This window comes from Streptomyces sp. NPDC004752 (genome assembly GCF_053601275.1).
This window is the reverse complement of sequence record NZ_JBSGBN010000015.1, coordinates 65,442-82,438: the sequence shown is the minus strand read 5'-3', so window position 1 is coordinate 82,438 and position 16,997 is coordinate 65,442. Positions and strand designations below refer to the sequence as shown.

Annotated in this window: 13 protein-coding genes and 1 pseudogene; 4 read left to right on the top strand and 10 right to left on the bottom strand. The window is 65.4% G+C overall.

Translation table 11 applies throughout. The annotated features are described in order from the left end of the window. Window positions 1–141: 141 nt before the first annotated feature. Window positions 142–948 (bottom strand): AraC family transcriptional regulator, encoded by an 807-nt coding sequence (locus ACWEKM_RS09240; protein WP_451620521.1) that lies wholly within the window; start codon window positions 946–948, stop codon window positions 142–144. Window positions 949–1,017: 69 nt separating this feature from the next. Further along, a complete protein-coding gene (locus tag ACWEKM_RS09235) occupies window positions 1,018–1,884 on the bottom strand; it encodes a phytanoyl-CoA dioxygenase family protein (protein WP_451620520.1) in 867 nt (288 codons plus the stop codon). A 128-nt stretch (window positions 1,885–2,012) separates the two neighbouring features. Between ACWEKM_RS09235 and ACWEKM_RS09230 the strand changes: the two genes are divergently transcribed. Further along, window positions 2,013–2,615, top strand: a complete 603-nt coding sequence (locus ACWEKM_RS09230) for a helix-turn-helix domain-containing protein (RefSeq protein ID WP_451620519.1) — start codon at window positions 2,013–2,015, stop codon at window positions 2,613–2,615. Between the two features lie 19 nt (window positions 2,616–2,634). On the opposite strand, the gene ACWEKM_RS09225 is transcribed toward ACWEKM_RS09230, so the two are convergent. The 7 genes from ACWEKM_RS09225 to ACWEKM_RS09195 form a co-directional block, all read right to left on the bottom strand. After that, window positions 2,635–4,371 (bottom strand): glycoside hydrolase family 36 protein, encoded by a 1,737-nt coding sequence (locus ACWEKM_RS09225; RefSeq protein ID WP_451620518.1) that lies wholly within the window; start codon window positions 4,369–4,371, stop codon window positions 2,635–2,637. Window positions 4,372–4,426: 55 nt separating this feature from the next. Then, window positions 4,427–5,311, bottom strand: a complete 885-nt coding sequence (locus tag ACWEKM_RS09220) for a carbohydrate ABC transporter permease (protein WP_451620517.1) — start codon at window positions 5,309–5,311, stop codon at window positions 4,427–4,429. Beyond that, window positions 5,308–6,261 (bottom strand): carbohydrate ABC transporter permease, encoded by a 954-nt coding sequence (locus ACWEKM_RS09215; RefSeq protein WP_451620516.1) that lies wholly within the window; start codon window positions 6,259–6,261, stop codon window positions 5,308–5,310. The genes ACWEKM_RS09220 and ACWEKM_RS09215 overlap by 4 nt, the downstream gene beginning before the upstream one ends. 201 nt (window positions 6,262–6,462) lie before the next feature. Next, the gene (locus ACWEKM_RS09210; protein ID WP_451620515.1) at window positions 6,463–8,835 is read right to left on the bottom strand and encodes an alpha-L-rhamnosidase-related protein; all 2,373 of its coding nucleotides are present in this window, start codon (window positions 8,833–8,835) and stop codon (window positions 6,463–6,465) included. 28 nt (window positions 8,836–8,863) lie between these two features. Beyond that, entirely contained in the window at window positions 8,864–10,162 is a 1,299-nt protein-coding gene (locus ACWEKM_RS09205) for an ABC transporter substrate-binding protein (protein WP_451620514.1), read from the bottom strand. Window positions 10,163–10,390: 228 nt separating this feature from the next. After that, complete coding sequence (locus ACWEKM_RS09200; protein WP_451620513.1) at window positions 10,391–12,079, bottom strand: glycoside hydrolase family 99-like domain-containing protein; 1,689 nt, start codon at window positions 12,077–12,079, stop codon at window positions 10,391–10,393. A 53-nt stretch (window positions 12,080–12,132) separates the two neighbouring features. Further along, window positions 12,133–12,807: a ThuA domain-containing protein gene (locus ACWEKM_RS09195; RefSeq protein ID WP_451620512.1), complete on the bottom strand. Its 675-nt coding sequence runs from the start codon at window positions 12,805–12,807 to the stop codon at window positions 12,133–12,135. Window positions 12,808–13,512: 705 nt separating this feature from the next. Between ACWEKM_RS09195 and ACWEKM_RS09190 the strand changes: the two genes are divergently transcribed. The 3 genes and pseudogenes from ACWEKM_RS09190 to ACWEKM_RS09180 all read left to right on the top strand — a co-directional run. Further along, window positions 13,513–14,304, top strand: a complete 792-nt coding sequence (locus ACWEKM_RS09190) for a helix-turn-helix domain-containing protein (protein ID WP_451620511.1) — start codon at window positions 13,513–13,515, stop codon at window positions 14,302–14,304. Beyond that, the gene (locus tag ACWEKM_RS09185) at window positions 14,301–15,425 is read left to right on the top strand and encodes a helix-turn-helix transcriptional regulator (RefSeq protein WP_451620510.1); all 1,125 of its coding nucleotides are present in this window, start codon (window positions 14,301–14,303) and stop codon (window positions 15,423–15,425) included. The genes ACWEKM_RS09190 and ACWEKM_RS09185 overlap by 4 nt, the downstream gene beginning before the upstream one ends. A 154-nt stretch (window positions 15,426–15,579) precedes the next feature. Further along, a pseudogene (locus tag ACWEKM_RS09180) lies at window positions 15,580–15,888 on the top strand (glycoside hydrolase family 99-like domain-containing protein); the annotation flags it as partial. Window positions 15,889–16,259: 371 nt separating this feature from the next. On the opposite strand, the gene ACWEKM_RS09175 reads toward ACWEKM_RS09180, so the two are convergent. Next, window positions 16,260–16,883: an NADPH-dependent F420 reductase gene (locus ACWEKM_RS09175; RefSeq protein ID WP_451620509.1), complete on the bottom strand. Its 624-nt coding sequence runs from the start codon at window positions 16,881–16,883 to the stop codon at window positions 16,260–16,262. Window positions 16,884–16,997: the final 114 nt, after the last annotated feature.

Here is a 16,997-nt window from a genome sequence, read left to right as displayed (position 1 = left end):
GCCCCTCGACCACCGGACCATGGCCACGACCGTGGTGTTCATGCATTGAACCGGTGGTGGACCAGTGCCAGGGCTACAGCCCAGATCAGCGGCGGCAGGGCAGGCTTGCACCAAAACGGCGAAGCCGGCGGCATGACCGGGCTACCGGGAGCGGTAGGCCCGCGGTGAGACTCCCATCACCGCCTTGAACTGCCTGCTGAACAGGAACACATCGGAGTATCCGAAGTCGGTGGCCACCTCCGTGATGGAGTCCGGGCCCTCATCGAGCCGCAGCGCGGCCTGACGGATGCGACGCCGCACCAGCCACACCCTCGGCGGCACCTCGAAGGTCTGCCGGAATCGCCGGGTGAAGTAGTCCGGCGACAGTCCCACCTGCTCCGCCAACTCCTCAGGCGTGACGCGCCGGTTGATGTGCTGGTCCACGTACGACTCAAGCAAGCGACGTTGCCCCGGCTCCAGTGCTCGGCCGCCGGCCTTGCGGTCATCGGCGAGCCGGAAGATCCCCGTGAACAGCACCTGCAGCAAGGCAGGGACGCGCTGATCGCGGTACGGACGGTTCGCGCCCAGTTCGGCGATGAGCATGTCGAACGTGGAACTGAGTTCCCAAGCGTCGGGCACCACGACCACCGGCTCGTTCCCGCCCGGCTCCCCAGGCAGCGGACGCAGCCTGAACCGATAGAGCGACGTCCGCTGATCCGGGTCACTGGCCTGCAGGGCGAAGGGAGTCCGCGGCTTGAGCCACATCAGCGATCCAGGAACGAGCCGGATCGGCTCCTCCGCTGCGACGCCCTCGCACAAGCCGCTGACGACGAGGTAGACCAGGTGTTCGGCGAGCCCTTGCGGCAGATCCACGAGGCGGGGACGGGGCATCGGCTCGTACGCGAACAGCCCGAAGTCCGGGTTCTTCGCGAGCTGCGCCAACCAGCGGCCACAGTCTTCCGAGTCCATATGCCACCGTCCCCTGCCTGATGTGACCCTCTCACCGCTGGTCGGACATGCCTGGTCGTCCGACCAGCACTACCCCGCCCTGCTCTCCAAGAGGCCCTGCTGGGGTGCGCTTCCCTCGCCCTTGATCATGTCGCCCACCCGCACGTCCGGCAACGGCTGCAGAACGCTTCTCCGCAGGGGCGTCAACGTGTTCAGCCATGCCTCGTCATGGACATAGCCGAAGCGGCTGGCAGCCCAGATGGGCCCGTATCGATAGATGACCACGCGGCGTTCGCCAGGATTGACACGGGAACAGGCCCCATGCATGAGGCCGTCGACGAACAGCAGTGCGTCCCCACGGCGCAGATGAACCTCCACCGCACCGGGCAGAGATTCCATTCTGTCCCCGTCGTAACCGCCGGCCAGCGGGTGCGGAAAGTTGGACTTGTGCGAGCCGGGCACGACCATGGTCGCCCCGTCGCCGGGCCCGATATCGGTCAGCGCGACGATGATGTTGACCTGCCCGCAGCGGAAGACTCCGTTGGCGTACTGGTACTGACCGCGGATGGCACCCCGATAGCCACCGGAGTGCACGGGGTGGTGCCCGCCGGAAGCACGGGCCGATGCGATCGATTCGTCGATGTAGACCCCTGCCACATAACTGTCCTCCTCTCCAGCGTAGTGGCTGACCAGCCCGAACCAGCTGGGATGGTCGATCAGTTCCTCGAACGGCTTGCCCGCGGCGACAGCCTGGTGCAGTTCGAAGCCGGTCTCCGCGGTGTAGTCGCGGCGCTGCGCACCGCGATACCACTCCCCGCGGGCGATCCCGCGGGGAAACTCGTCGAATTCGGCGTTCAGGAGGGACAACAGGCCCTCGTCCACGGCGTTTTCGAGGACCAGAAAGCCGTTCAGGTCGAACAGGAAGTCGTCCAGCTCACTGGGTTTCCGCTCAGCCATGATGTCTCCCAAGAGTCGGGGAATCGGTTCTCCTGCTGTCCGGCACTGCCCGGTATGAGGTCGGCGCCCGCACGATCGAGGTTCCGGCGGGTCGGCTCGCCGTGTTCTGGGGCGGCTACCCGCACCGGATGCACGTCGACGGCTCGGTGGAGATGATGTGGGCCACCGTGCCGTTGGGGGCGCTGGCCGACCAGTCGGCTTCGCGGTCCGCGGCGGGTGCTCTGCTGGCCGGAGAGGTGCTGTGCGGCACCGCGAGGGAAGCCGCACACGACCGTCTGCTGATGTCCCGGTGGGCCGAGGACCTGGGCGACGGCCCTGCTCCCGGTCGGCACGAGGTCTGCCTGCTGGAGATGCTCGCCCGCCTTGCCCGGCTGGCCGTCGGCCCCGGGACAGCTGTGGGGCCGGCGGCTGCCCACTCCGGCGCGGCCGAGCGGATGCTGGCGGTCATCGCCCGCTCGTACACGGACTCACTGACGGTGCCGAAGATCGCCGAGCGTGCGGGGACACACCCGACGTACGCCGCACAGGCATTCAAGGACTCCTTCGGTATGCCCATCTGGCACTACGTGACCCAGTTGCGGGTCGCCCACGCGAGCAATCTGCTGGCGGGCACCGACTGGGGGGTCGACCGGATCGCCCATGCCAGCGGCTTCCAGACCCGCTCCAGCTTCTACCGCGCGTTTCACTCGCATGCGGGCACCACACCGACCGCGTACCGCCGGAGCCTCTGAGACGTTGTCCTGGGGGCTGTCATCCGCGCCGGATCCGGGCCACTCCGGCGACCGGAACGTCAATCGCCCACAGCTGCGGCACAGTTGTCGTGGTGCGATGGACTTCCTTGCCCGCACAGTCCGACACCACGAGCTCGGCCGCCCCGGGACCCACCCCCTCGACGAGCACGCGTGCCTCGCTACCGCCGTTGACCACGGTCACCGAGCGGTCGGTCGCCCCAAGGCGTACCACCGGATCGCTGAAGACGGTCACCACCGTGCCCGAGGCGCCCTCCCCGCGCACTTGCGTATAGCGTGCGTCCGGCCTGGACGGAGTCAGGCTGCCGTGCAGCAACGTGTCGGCGTGGTCGTGCAAGAAGCCGAGCCAGAAGGTGACGGCCTGCTGCTGGTGGGTGGGCAGCGCAGGGAGATCCACCGAGATCTGCGGAGTGCTGAACATCGTGTTGATGAGTTGCAGGGCCACGGTCTCGGCAGACGCGTCCGGGTGCCACACCAGCATGTCGGCGTGCACGGCCCGGTCGCCGGCCAGCAGGCGGCTGTCGAGGGTGCGGACCCGGTTCTCCACCGGGTCCATGGCGCAGTCGTTCGCCCGTAGGAACGTGCCGTACTGCCAGAGGCGAGGGTTGACGTAGTCCTGCCGGAACTCGATCAGCACATCCGAGCGGAGGTGGCGCAGTTCGTCGGTGACGGCGGCCAGAAACCGCTCGGCGCCTTCGTCCACGCTCTCGCAGTCGATGCCGGGCGTTGCGGGCGGATCCACGCAGGCCCACTGATCGATGAAGTCGATCTTCAGGCCGTCAACTCCCCAGTCCCGTACCGGCCGCACACAGCATTCGACGAGGTGGGCACGGACGTCGGGGTGGCGGGGGTCGAGGATCGTCTTGCCGTCTGCCTCAAGCGGTTTGAGGGTCTTGTCCTTGAGCCGGTCCCACGCCTTGGAGTGCGCACCGATCATGGGCGGTGCGATCCACAGCACGTAGGCCATGCCCAGGTCGTGCACCCGCTGCACATGTGCCGCCATGTCCGGGAACTTGCTGCTGGTCGGCTCCCAGTCGCCGCAGTAGGCATACCCGCGGGCCGTGTCGTCGGTCTGCCAGCCGTCGTCGACGATCACGGCCTGGCACCCGTAGGGCGCACTCGCCCGGGCATGCGCCTCGACGGAGGCAGCGGACACGTGCTGATGGTCGCTGTACCACGTCGAGTACATGGCCTGCCGGGCCAGCGCCGGAACCGGCACGATCCGGTCCCCGAGTTCTGCGGTCCACTCCTCGGTCACCTCGCGCAGCGCCTGTGCGAAGTGCCGCCCGCGCAGATCGACGCGCAGGGTCAGACGGCGGGCACCGTCGGCCGGCTCGATGTCGTCGATGGTCAGCTCGACGAGATACTCCGCGCTCTCCTCGTTGACCCCCACAGCGAAGTCGCACCCGCGGACGGCGGTAGACAACGACACGGTCAGCGGAGTTCGGGACTGGGCGTCGACCAGGGCGGCGACCGGGGCCGACCGCACCGAGCGGACATCACGGTGCGCCCACCAGTCGGTCGGCAGGTCCCGGCTCGTGCCCTGCTTGGGCCGCCACAACGTCACCGCCTCCGCCGGCCAGGTCCACCGGATCCGCACCACGTCCTCGGCAGCCTCGATCGCGTACCGCAGGACCCCGGACTCAACCGACGCCAGCAGCACGGCGGACCGGGCACCGCTCACGGTGCCCACCCGGCGCACACTGCCGTCGAGAGAGCAGATCTCAATCTCTGTCATGGTCAATCTCCGTAGCCGGATTGTGGTGCCGCGAGCACCAGGAACAAGGACCACATCACTTGATGCCCACGTTCGCCAGCGACTCGATGAACTTGCGCTGGAACACCAGGAAGACCGCGAACACCGGCACGATCGCCGATACGGATGCCGCCATCGCGAGCCCTGCGGACAGACCGCCGTCGGCGTCCACGAACTGGGTGAGGCCCAGCGGGATGGTGTAGTTGTGCTGGCTGGACAGCATGATCAGGGGGCCTTCGTAGTCGTTCCACGTGGTGACGAAGCTGACGATGGCCAGTGCGGCGAGTACGGGCCGGGCCAGTGGCAGGTACACCTTCCAGAACACCTGCCATTCGTTCGCGCCGTCGATCCGGGCGGCCTCGCCGAGTGCGGGCGGAGCCGAGGCGAAGAACTGCCGCAGCAGGAAGGTGCCGAACACGGTGAACAGGCCGGGCAGGATGAGCGCCCAGAGGGTGTCGTACAGGCCCATCTGCTGGAACAGCATGTATCGGGGGATGATGAGCAGTTGGCCCGGCACAGCGGCTGTCGCCAGGTACAGCAGGAAGATCTTGTCCCGTCCCCGGAACGACAGTCGGCCGAATGCGTAGCCGGCCATCGCCGACGTGATCAGGTCACCGGCCACCCCGATACCGGTGACGATGATCGAGTTGCCGTAGTACCTCAGCATCGAGGAGCCGCCGACCCACACGTCAACGTAGTTGTGCCAGTTGACCGGGTTGGGGATCCACTTGATCGGGATGGCGAACACGTCGAGGTTGGACTTGAGAGACGCTGAGACCATCCAGACGAACGGCAGCAGGAAGATCACCGCGATCAGCCACAGCAGTGCCGTCAGTCCGTACCGGCGGGCGCGCGCTGCCGGTCGGTTGCGTCGCGGTACGTTGCGAGTGCCCCCCTTCGCGGCCGGGTTGAGTGTGCTCATGTGTTCAGCCCCCGTCCACGCTGCCAGCGCCACAACAGCGCGGTCAGCACGATGACTCCGAGAAGGTTCATCACGCCGATCGCAGCCGCGTATCCGAACCGGTAGTAGTTGAATCCATTGGCGTACATGTAGTAGGCGAGGGTCGTCGAGGCGTCACCGGGCCCGCCCTGGGTGAGGAACGCGATCAGGCCGAACCCCTGCGACTGCCCGATCACTGACGTCACCAGCAGGAAGGTCGTGGTCGGCACCAGCGACGGCCAGGTGACCGTCGTGAAACGACGCAGTGGTCCTGCACCGTCGATGGCGGCCGCCTCGTGCAGTTCCGGCGGCGTCGACTGCAGCGCTGACAGATAGATGACGGCCTGGAAGCCGACCCCGGACCAGATCGCGATGATGATGAGTGCGGGCAGAACCGCGGACTGGGACACCAGCCAGTCGGGCGGGTCAAGGATCCTCAGTGCCTTCAGTGCCTGATTGAGCAGGCCGGCATCAGGGTTGTAGATCAGCATCCAGACGAAGCCGATCGCGATCGAACTCACGATGTGCGGAAGGAAGAAGATCAGCCGCAGTACCGCGCGCCCGAAGATCTCCTTGTTCAGCGCCATGGCCAGCAGCAGCCCCAGCGCCATCGTCACCGGCACGCTGACTCCGGTGAACAGAGCCGTCCGGCCGAACGCGTGCCAGAACGCGCTGTCTCCCATGAGCTCGGAGAAGTTCGACAGGCCGATGAACCGGATACCGGCGACGCCGGACACCACGTTCCAGTCGGTGAACGCGATCAGAATGCCGACCACCAGTGGTACGGCTGTGAAGATCAGAAAGCCGACCAGGTTGGGCATGATGAACAGCCAGCCGGCGGTCTGTGAGCTGTCTCTCCGCCCTCGCCCTCGTCCCGCACGGCGCTGCTCGCGCGGGGTGACGGGGACTTCGGGTTTCGTGAGTGTCACCATGTCCCGTTCCTCTCTCGGCCCCCGCCCGACACGCGCACCGGCCAACGGGCGAGACGTGGGTGGGCGATCAGCTGATGCGGTGGGACCGCAGGACCGCTGGGACAGGTGGACGGTATGAGGGTCAATCGCATGGCCACTCCTCCTCAAGTGCGGTTACCGGGCCCCGGGCCGTACGAATGCCCAGGGCGAAGGGGGGAGTGATCACGCCTTGCTCCGCTGCTCGTGCTGAGCCGCGGCGGTGACGGTCTTGCTTCCCGGCACCAGGGCGAGGTGGTCGCTTCCGATGGCGAACCGCCCCGTGACCCCCTTGGGCAGGGTCACTTCTCCGGCGATGCGGTCGCCCTGGCGTTCCAGCTCGACGCGGATCTCACCACGCGGGTGCGGCACCGTCACGTCGACCTGCAACAGCGGACCCAGGTTTGGCTCGACCGCAACGGTGGCGAACCCGGGAGACGCCGGTCGGACTCCGGCTATGGTCGCCGCACCATGGAACCGCGGGTGCGCGCTCCAGCCGTGGCAGTCCGACCTGGTGGGCTCCAGTGTCTCCGGCAACGTACGAAAGCCGCGGTCGAGGACCGGATACCACCCCTCCAAAATCGCCCACACCTGGTCATCACAGCCCAGCGCACGCAGTGCTTCGATGGTGTGGTGGCCGAACTGAGGAGTCGCCGTGAATTCGAGGTCACCGGCGATGCCCTCACGGATCCGGTCCATGTAGGTGTCGTTCAGCTGACCGGCAAGCACCGCGAATACCTGCGCGTGCTCCGACACGGTGCGGCTCTCGTCGGTGTCGACGAACACGCCTCGCCGCTCATCCCATCGGGAAGCCGTCAGTCGCGCGGATGCCGTGCGGGCCAGTCGGCGATAACGGGCCGCCCGCTCATGCTCACCCAGTGCGGACTCGATCTCACAGGCATGGCCGAGAGCCATGATCCAGTGCCAGTTCATCACCGTGTGCGGGCCAGTCTCCGCGCCGGTCGGGGTTCCGCCCTCCCAGGCAGGCACCCAGTCGACGAACGACCAGCCCGGAAGAGGGCCGAGCAGCCCTTCCGCCGTGACCCGACGCTCCACCGCGTCAAGAGCGGCACGCACCCCGGGCATCATGGCGCGGACGAACGCCATGTCGTCGCGCCACATCATGAAGTCGCGCAGCCCTTGCACCCAGTAGAAGACATAGCTCCCGATGAGCAGCCGGTCGCGGGCCGGCCAGCGCGCGCACGGCAGACCGGACGCATCGCGGGACTGATCCAACAGGGACAGCCAGCGTCGGATGAGCGTGTCGTCGTGGGACCGCACATACGTCGTCAGTGTGTTCTGGATGCCGTCGCCGGCCCACATCATCTGCTCCCAGTACGGGCCGTCGGTGAAGACGTCCTGGCTGGACACATCAATGGTGCGCTCGCACCGTGTGAGCAGTTCATTGAACCGGGGGGCGTCGGTGGCACAGCTGCCGTGGACCTCCAGCGGATACCGGACCTCGCGCACGAGGATCTCTTCGATGTCCAGCTCCGCCTGGCGGGTCTCAACCTCCACCATCAGGTATCGGCCCGCACGGACCAGCATGGGCAATTCGTAGTGGTGGCCGCGTCCGCCACCGATCAGGAAATCGTCTCCCACCCCGGCGAAGTACCGTTCCTCGATCTCGTCGCGATGTCCCTTCTGCTCCTCGTCGTCGACCAGTGCCTCGGCCCAGCGGGTGCGCACCCGTGCCCCGGCCCCGCCGGACGTGCGCAGGCTCAGGCGTCCTACGACATAGTCCTCGGTATCCACCAGGACGCGGAACCGCCGGTTCGCCGAAACACGCACCGAACCACCGTCGAACGCACCCTGCCAGGCATCGAGTTCGGACTTCAGGCAATCCGCCTGCCGTACCGGCGCCTCGAAGCCGTGCTCGTCGACATGCCGCACGGTCAGCGGGAGATAGCGGGAGCAAGTCATGGCGGGAACGGTCGCCGGACGCAGGAGCCCCTGCGAAGTGGGGATTCGGGTCCGGATGCCGGCGGAGGAGCCGGCCGGACCGATGTGCACCTCGCCCCATTCGCCAGCGCCAGTCTCGAATCCCCACGGGAATGTGTCACCGTCGAGGACCATGTTCCAGCCGGTGCTGAAGTAGTCGTGCTCGAAGGGACGTTGGAAAGAGAAGGAGTCGATGGCGAGGCCGTCCCACTGGGCTGTGCCGGTGTTGAACTCCTCGGCCAGGGCGATGTCATCGGCTGCGACCAGAACCCCGTGGCCCACGTTCAACTGCCAGCGCGGCGCGGCCTCACCCATCTCCCAGGCCAGCAGCACCAAGCAATGGGCTCCGGCGGCCAGTTCGAGGTCGTAGGTGTCGAAGGCCCACTCGCTCGGGTCACCGCGCTCGGGCCCCTCACCGACGACCTCGCCATCCAGCAGCAGCCGGTAGCGCTCGCTCGCGGTGACGTGCAGGCGTACCCGGTCCTGTCGGTCACGCTTGAACCGGCATCGGTACGCGGCCGTCTGGGGGCCAGGACGGCCGGGCAGGCTGATCCACGACGCGGGCCATGTCCCGCGCTCAATCCAGTTCCGCCCCAGATCGAGCTCGCCGAACGGCATGTCGGAGAGCAGGACCTTCCGGTGCCGACTACTTGGCTGTCGCAATGGCTGCATTGCCCTGCTTCACCGCCTCTCGGGCCCACGACGACACACTCCGGTTGCCGAGCATGACCTCGTCGCTGAGCTTGTCCTTGATCGTGCGCAGCTGTTCAGAGGCGGTGAACTCCGAATCGATTGCCAGCTTGGGCGGCTGCGGGCCGTACAGCACCTTCTTGAAGGAGTCCGGCACGTACAGCTTCTCCCTGTCAGGTCCGAGCATCTTGGCGATGATCTCGTCCTTCGTCGTGGAGCCGAGGAGCGTCGGTGGACGTCCGGGGATGAGCTTGGCCGCGTTGAGTGCGTAGAACCGGATGAACTCGTATGCGAGGTCAGGGTTCTTGCACTTGGAGGTCACCGACGCCAGGTCGCTGAAGGACCTGGGAACCCACGGGTTGGCGATGTCGGGCTGGGGATAGGGCAGGCAGGCAACCTTGAAGTCGTGCGGGTATTCCTTGGTGTCGTTGAGGTACCGGGTGATGTACAGCATCGGTCCCTGCAGCATCGCCACCCGCTGCTGGATGAATGGAGTCTGGGAGTAGATCCGAAGCTTCTCTGCAAGGACAGTCTTGAGGGGCATCAGCGACCCCTCGGCCTGCATTTCCTTGGCTCGCGTCAGATCAGCGAGGAAAGCATCATCACCGAAGTTGCACTTTCCCTGTTTGGTGTAGTTGGCGTTGGGCCCGAGGACCTGAGCGACGGTGTCTGGTGCAGCCATGCTCCCGTACCGGTTCTTTCCCGACAGCTTGCGGGAGGTCTCGCGGTACTCGTCCCACGTCCAGGCCGTGGGCAGTTCGATGCCAGCCTTCTCGAACATAGTCGCATTGGCCAGGACGAGCCATGTACTCGGTGAACACGGAACGCTGAAAACGCCACCTTCCATGCGATAGTTCGATGTCGGCTTGGCATCCGCGCGCAGCGTTGCCAGTTCCTCGTCCTTGTCGAGATACTTGCTGAGGTCGATCAGTGTGCCGGCCTTGGCCCGCTTCTCCAGCAACTGCGGTGTATACCCCCAGATGAGATCAATGCCGGCGCCGCCGTTCAAAGCGGTGTCGACCTTGACGTTCCCCTTCTCATCGTTGATGTAACGGGTATACGTCACGGTCTTCCCAGGGTTCTTCTTCATGAACGCGTCGCACATTGCTTGCGGCCCGTTCTCCGCAGGTACACCACCCCAAATGTTCAACGTATTCGAGCTGCTCCCTGAGCCGCCGGTTCCGCATCCCACTGCTGCGGAACCCACCACTGCCGCTGTTGCCGCGAGAAAACCGCGGCGCGAAAGATCACGCATGTTTGCCACTCCTGTTGATATGCGGAATGCGTCAGTCCGAACTAGCCGGTCGCATGTCGGTGAAGCGATGGTGAATCGAGCTCGATGTGGGCGGAGTAGCGGGCGTGCCTTTGCCGTCTGCTCACCACGGGCAGAACGGTGCACACCCGAACGCGAGCGTGCCCCGTGGTTGGCGGCCCCGGCGCATGACGAGCGCCGGGGCCCGCAGTCTCCCTGATGCGCGACCGCTCAGATTCGGGGGACCTTGGCGATGGCATCCAGACGTAGAGGCTTACCGGTCTCCCGGATCTCGTCGCGCGTCGGGCAGATCCAGCCGCCCTCGTCGAACTCGTTCCAGGCGTAGATCAGCACCGTATTCGCCGGCGCGTTCTCCGGGTGAGTCTGGCACCACTGCACAGCTCCGCTCAGATGTGTAGCGATCTCCTCCGGCGTCGCCTGTTGGAACCAAAGGTTTTTGAACACCTCGTAGTTCGGCTCCCAAGGCGTCACATAGTCGTACCGCGGCCGCTTGTCGACGCCAGTCGTGACGAATGGAACGGTCGTCCCGCCGGCGGCGGCATAGTCCGACCACAAGCCGGATTCAATGTCGATGACCTCCGAGTACGGTATCCCGGTCTTGCCCTGCGGGGAATACCGGTAGCTGCTCACGGCATCGGCACCGGCTTGATTCATCAGGTCTGCAGCGTACTGAGCACTGAACGACATCATCACGATGTACGGGTCACCGACGCCCGCCGCCGCTGCCGCTTCTCGCATTTTCGTGACGTTTTCGGGAGGGACCACGCCGTTGTCGAGGATGTAGAGGAGCGGACGACCACACAGCACCTTCTGATAGCCCGAGTCCCCGAAATCCTCGATGAGATACGGCAGATGTTCGTCAAAGCCTCCATCGATATTCGGATCGATGACGGCACACCAGTTGATGTCGCCCTTGTAGGCACTCGAATGATAGAGCTCGCGGGCCGTATGGAGCGGCTGCTTCTTGTAGTAGCAGAACGCCCAGTAGTCGATTCCCGCCCGCTTGGCATACTGGATCTCCTCATCCATGATCGCCTGCGTGTCGCCGACCGAATTCACAGACTCGGTTATCTCGACACTGACTCCATCGACAAAGAGGTCAGCCGATGCGGCGGCATCGGTCTGGAACGCGAGGCCGTCGAGAACCGTCGTAGCGGTCGGGAACGGCACGTGCTTCACCTTCCGGACCCCGTCGACGTAGATATCGATCCAGGGCGCGGCCCCTACGGGCGGGGCGGGATCGGCGATGACCTTGAGCGAGTACCACATGTCGTCAGCAATGGTCTGGATGGAGCTCCACGCCCCGTCAGCACCGCGGTAGACGAGTTCCTTGGTGCCGGACACCTCCCGGGTGGCGATGTCGAGCACCGTCGTAGACCCATGACGCAGGCTCGCCCTGGCACCCGCGCCGGCCTGGGTCTCCTTCCACTGCCATTTGACGGTGACAGCTCGTTCCTGCGAAGCAAACGTACGCGACATTTCCGCCGATGCCGACCCTGAAGTGTCATGCAGGAGCACACTCTTGCCTTCTCGGCCCGACACCTGGACGACGGACACACTCGTCTCGGCAGGCGCCGACACGCGCCACCCAGCGGGTGCGGCCCCGACTGACTCCCCGTCGAAGTCCTGGTGGATGAGCGTCCGCTGCGCCACGGTGATCTCAGCGAAGTACGGGAGACGGAAGTGATACTCCTCCGGGGACAGCGTCCGGTTGACGGTGCTCCCTTCCAGCGTGTCCGACCCATTCCAGGCGTCCCAGCGAATGGCCCCCACCAGCGTTTCGGCAGCATGCGGCTTCGGCCGCCGCCCCTTGGCCACCGCCGGCGTAGTGGTACCCAACGCCACTCCGCCCGTCGCGGCTGTGGCCGCCAGGAACCCTCGGCGTGACATTCCGTTCATGTTCGTCTACCTCACTCCCAGTTCAGTGTGAACATCGGCCTCGACGACAACGGTCACGTGGTGCGCATGACTGAGGTGATGCCGGCCCATAGGTGGTCTCGGAACGCCGAGTCGGCGTAGGACTCGGGGCTGTGCCCGAGGGCGGAGTACCAGGTGCGTCCCTGTCCGTACGTCCCCCGCCAGCACACCGGATGGTCCTCTCCCATCGAAGAGCCCTCCGGGTCATAGGTCTCCTCGTCGATGCTGAGCAGGACTTGGACGTCATCGCGCGGGTTGGTCTCGAAGGAGTACCACTCCTCTCGCCAGCTCCAGAGATCTGGCAAACATCCCGTCGACGGGTTGTCGGTCTCGACGATGACGCTGGCAACCTGTCTCGCTTTCGCGATCGGGTGGCACTTGAAGCGCGCTCCGACAATCTCCTCGAATTCCGGCCAGTTCCGCTCGGCGTCGCTGGTGGCATGGATGCCGGCGAAACCGCCGCCCCCGCGCAGGTACCGATCGAACGCGGCGCGTCCGGCCCGGTCCAACACATCGCCGGTCACCTGCAACCACACGACCGCGTCATAGCCCTCAAGGTTCGCTTCTGTGAACTCGGAGGAGTCCTCAGTCGCGTGCACAGCCACTCCGACGTCGTGTGCACAGTCCCGAATCATCTCGATCCCCTCGGGCACGCTGGCATGGCGGAACGCCGCAGTCTTGCTGAACAGCAGGATCTTGTTGGTACGCACTGCGCCGCCCCGTCTCATCCGGCGTTTTCCGATTGCATCGATTCATGGTCACCAGGCTGGCCGGAAAGCGTCGTCCACGCGTCACCAGTGGACGAACCTGAACAATCGGCCCGCGCCTCCCGGAAGCGCTACCGACGGCCCACTGAACTGCTTGCGGTCGACTGGACGACACCCTCAATTGCACCCCGCCGACGCGGCGTGCCCGAGTTCTGCATCTCGAACAGCGTCGGGCAGATCCATGAGCCTTCGCCGAAGTCGTTCCAGGCGCAGATGAGGACGGCCGCGGCAGGAGTCTTGACCGGGTTGGGCGAACTCCAATTGACGGAGTCTCGCGATCGGTTGGCCATCTCGCCCAGAGTGCCTGCTGCCCCCACAAGTCGTCCGTGAAGCCGACGTGGTTCACACCCGGTGTGCGCCGTTGGCTCGACGTGGGTGCAACCCAACTCGCCGGCACCGCGTAGGCCGGCCTCGATGCCCAGATCAGCGCGTCGCACGAACTCCATGTTCGCCGCGATTGTGTACGTGGCCATGTGGCCATACTTCGCAGGACCGCGAGGGGCGTCGTTCCCGATCCCTTGATCGGCAGATCGTGAACATCATGGCGACTCCAGGTGTGGCCCCGCTTCAGCACCGCCTCACCATGATGTTGCGCTCTGCGCAATCACCACTCTTGACATTGCTCAGGGCGCAGTTGACACTCCGTTGGTGCGTATCGCAGCCGATGAAGCCCCAAGCCCAGGCCGTGAAGGTCAGATCCAGGCCCTTGTCCGCGGGATCGAGATGCTCGAGCACTTGGTCGCTGCGGATGGAGCCATTCCCGGTATCGAGTTGAGTCGACGAACCGGGCTCCACCCGAGCTCCGTGTCTCGCATCCTTGGAACGCTCACCTCCATGGGGTACGCCCGCAAGACCACCGGCGGCTACCGCGCTGATTACGGAGTGCTCAACTTCGTGCAAGCCGCGACGAACATCGACTCCATCGCACGCGCGCGAATCGTCATCGAAGACCTGGCCGAGGCCCACAAGGGCACCTATGTCAATCTGTGCATGCTGCGCGGAGGGCACTTGATCTACCTCGTGCGCAGCATGGCGGGACACGAGACATTGACGGCGACCAGCCTCCCCCTCCAGCACTCGTCCGCCGCAATGCGACTACTTGTGACCCTTGGCCACGACCGTGGTGTCACGGCACTTCGAGCATCGCGTGAGCGGAATGGCTGGACCGGCGGTCCGGAGCTTCCCGCAGACGAGGAGGCCGCGATGACGTGGGCCCGTGAGCATGTCCAACATGACGTGTTGATCTTGCAAGACTGGTGTGGCAGGTCGATGTCAGGCGCCATTCCCGTCACGTCGCCCGATGTGGGACACCCCATGGCCGTGGCCATCGGCGGGCCCGACTCGTGGGCTGAGCCGATGGAACTGCGTCTGATCCTGCACGACGCACGGCGCCAGGTGGAGCGGGCCCTGGGCGAACACGACGGAAAGAGCGCATCATGAAGACCGTCTCCCAGGCCAGGCCCAACCCAGTGGTCAATCTTGTTGACCACCAGGCCATGGGGTCGGCCGTCCTCTCTCGCACGCAGACCCGACCCACACGCGACCGGGCAGAACGACCACCAACGCCAGACACGGAACCCTTTGTCCCCGACTCGCACAACGCCCTACGGGCGGCTGCGCTGAAGGGACAAGTGGACATGCGCGCTCTGGCTCGTGGCAGTTACCCAGGAACACCGCTGCCCAGCGGCGTCACCCCCGGTCTGCGAACTGTCGGTCACTGGAACGCGAAGCGACCGCAGAGCTGGGGACTTGATTGGCACCGCGACGAGGGCATCGCGATCACCTTCCTCGAACGCGGCTCGCTGGCCTTCGCGACCCGAGGCCACGACTGGCCGCTCCAGCCCGGACAATTCACCGTCACTCGCCCCTGGCAAGAACACCGGCTTGGAGCCCCGCACATCGGGGCCTCGCATGTGTACTGGCTCATCCTCGACGTCAATGCCACCCGACCGCACGACCTGTGGAACTGGCCATCGTGGGTAGGGCTGTCTCAGGCGGACCTTCATCGCCTCGCCCTGCTCCTGCGAGCCAACGAGAACCCGGTCTGGAATGGCGGCACGGCCTTGCGCTCCGCCTTCAAGTCGCTGGTGGCCGCAGCAGACGAGCCCCACACGCCTACCCTTGAGTCAGAGCTGCTTGTGCACACAAGCCGTCTCCTCCTGGCGATGCTGCACGATCTGGAAGAACCGTCGAACTCCCAGGTTCGTCCGGGAACCTCTACGCGTACCGAAGGTGCCGTACAGCGATTCCTGGAGAACCTGGATTGGCACGTCGACCGCACCTGGACACTGGACGACATGGCCGAGGCGTGCGGTATCGCCCGCTCACAGTTCAGCTCGCGATGCCGGCAACTGACGAACATGTCTCCCCTGGAGTATCTGACTCACCGGCGCATCGAGCTGGCTGCGGAGGAGCTGCGATCCGCCCCGGACCTCTCCATCGCCGATGTCGCTTACCGCTTTGGCTTCAGCTCAAGCCAGTATTTCGCCACGACGTTTCGTCGACGGAAGGGCTGTTCACCGCGTGAATACCGCGCGGCAGTCACTGCTGGAACGGTCTGACGTTCACCGGCGCCTCCTAGGCCGATGCCGGACTCCGCTGCCGCACTGTACCCATGCGCTGTTCGTGCAAGCTCCGCTGTAGTATCGGCTGTTTTTTCGGATCGCAGAACCGATCAGCATCCCCTTTGCAGCAAGGCTCGGAGGAGAACCACCCATGGAACGCCCCAAGATCCTGGCCTACTACTTTCCCGACTGGCACCAGGACAACCGCAATGCCAAATGGTTCGGAGAGAGCTGGGACGAATGGGAACTGCTGAAGGCCGCCAGGCCCCGCTTCGAGGGGCACCGTCAACCGCGGATACCCCTGGACGGCCCCTTCGACGAGTCGACACCTGAGAGCGCCGAACGTCAGATACAGCTGGCCAAGGAGCACGGGGCCGACGGATTCCTCGTCGACCACTACTGGTACGACGACGGTCCCTACTTGCAGCGCGCGCTCGACGAGGGACTCCTCAAGGCCAAGAACGGCAACGATGTCGAGTTCGCGCTCATGTGGGCCAACCATGACTTGGTCGACATCTTTCCGCACGACGACCCTCAAAATTCCCGGCCCACCCGTCTCAAGGACGGTGCGATCGATCGCGTGGCCTTCGAGGAGATGGTGCGCCACGTGGTCGCCAACTACTTCAGTCGGCCGAATATGACATCGAGCATGCTGATGCCGATCGCGCAGCGCAGTGGGGCGCCGGTTCCTGTTGCTCAACCTCCAGCCCGGTCCGTCGATGAACCATGGCGACTTCGTAACATTGATATCCGACATCAACGAGTCGGTGATCCATCAACCATTGTCAGGGCGCACCGCGCCCAGTTCGCCGACTGCTCGGCCCCGGGGGCTCAGCCGATAAATTCGTTGACGCCGAGGGCGAAGTCCCAGTGGCCAACCCCGTTGCCGGCGAGGCCCACCGTGACCACGCCCACTCCTTCCAGCCAGTGCGCCATTTTCAGGCCGCCGACGTCCAGCGGGCGCAGCCCGAGGCTCTCGATGAATGCCGCCACGCCCGCCTTGGCCTGCGCATTGTCGCCAGCGATGAAGACGTTGGGCCGGCCCTTCTCCAGGACATTACGGAAGATGGTGTTGAATGCCTTCACCACGCTGGCGCTGGCCGGGGCCACCTTGGCGACTTCCTGCGCGATCGAGGTTTCCTCGCTGTGGGCCAGTCCGTCGAACGTGGCGTTGAAGGGGTTGCTGATATCGACGATGACCTTGCCCGCGAGGGCGTCTCCGTACTCGGCGACGACCGGAACGACACCGTCGTACAACAGGGCCGTGATGACGATGTCCCCGGCCGGGACGGCACCCCACTTGCCCGTCGTCGCGCCGCCGCCCAGAGCCTTGGCCAGGTCATCGGCCTTGGACTGATCGCGTCCCATGACCTCGACAGTGTTGCCGCCCGTCACCGCGAGCGTGCCGATGGTACGGGCCATGTTCCCCGTACCGATGAGGGTGATGCTGCTCATGAGGTGTGCTCTCTTCCTGTCCCGCGCAACACTTCGGCGTGTTGCGGATGTGCGTGTTCGAGATCAGTTCGTTGCGGCGACTGGGTTGTTGTGGGGTGTGCCCCGCGGCATTTC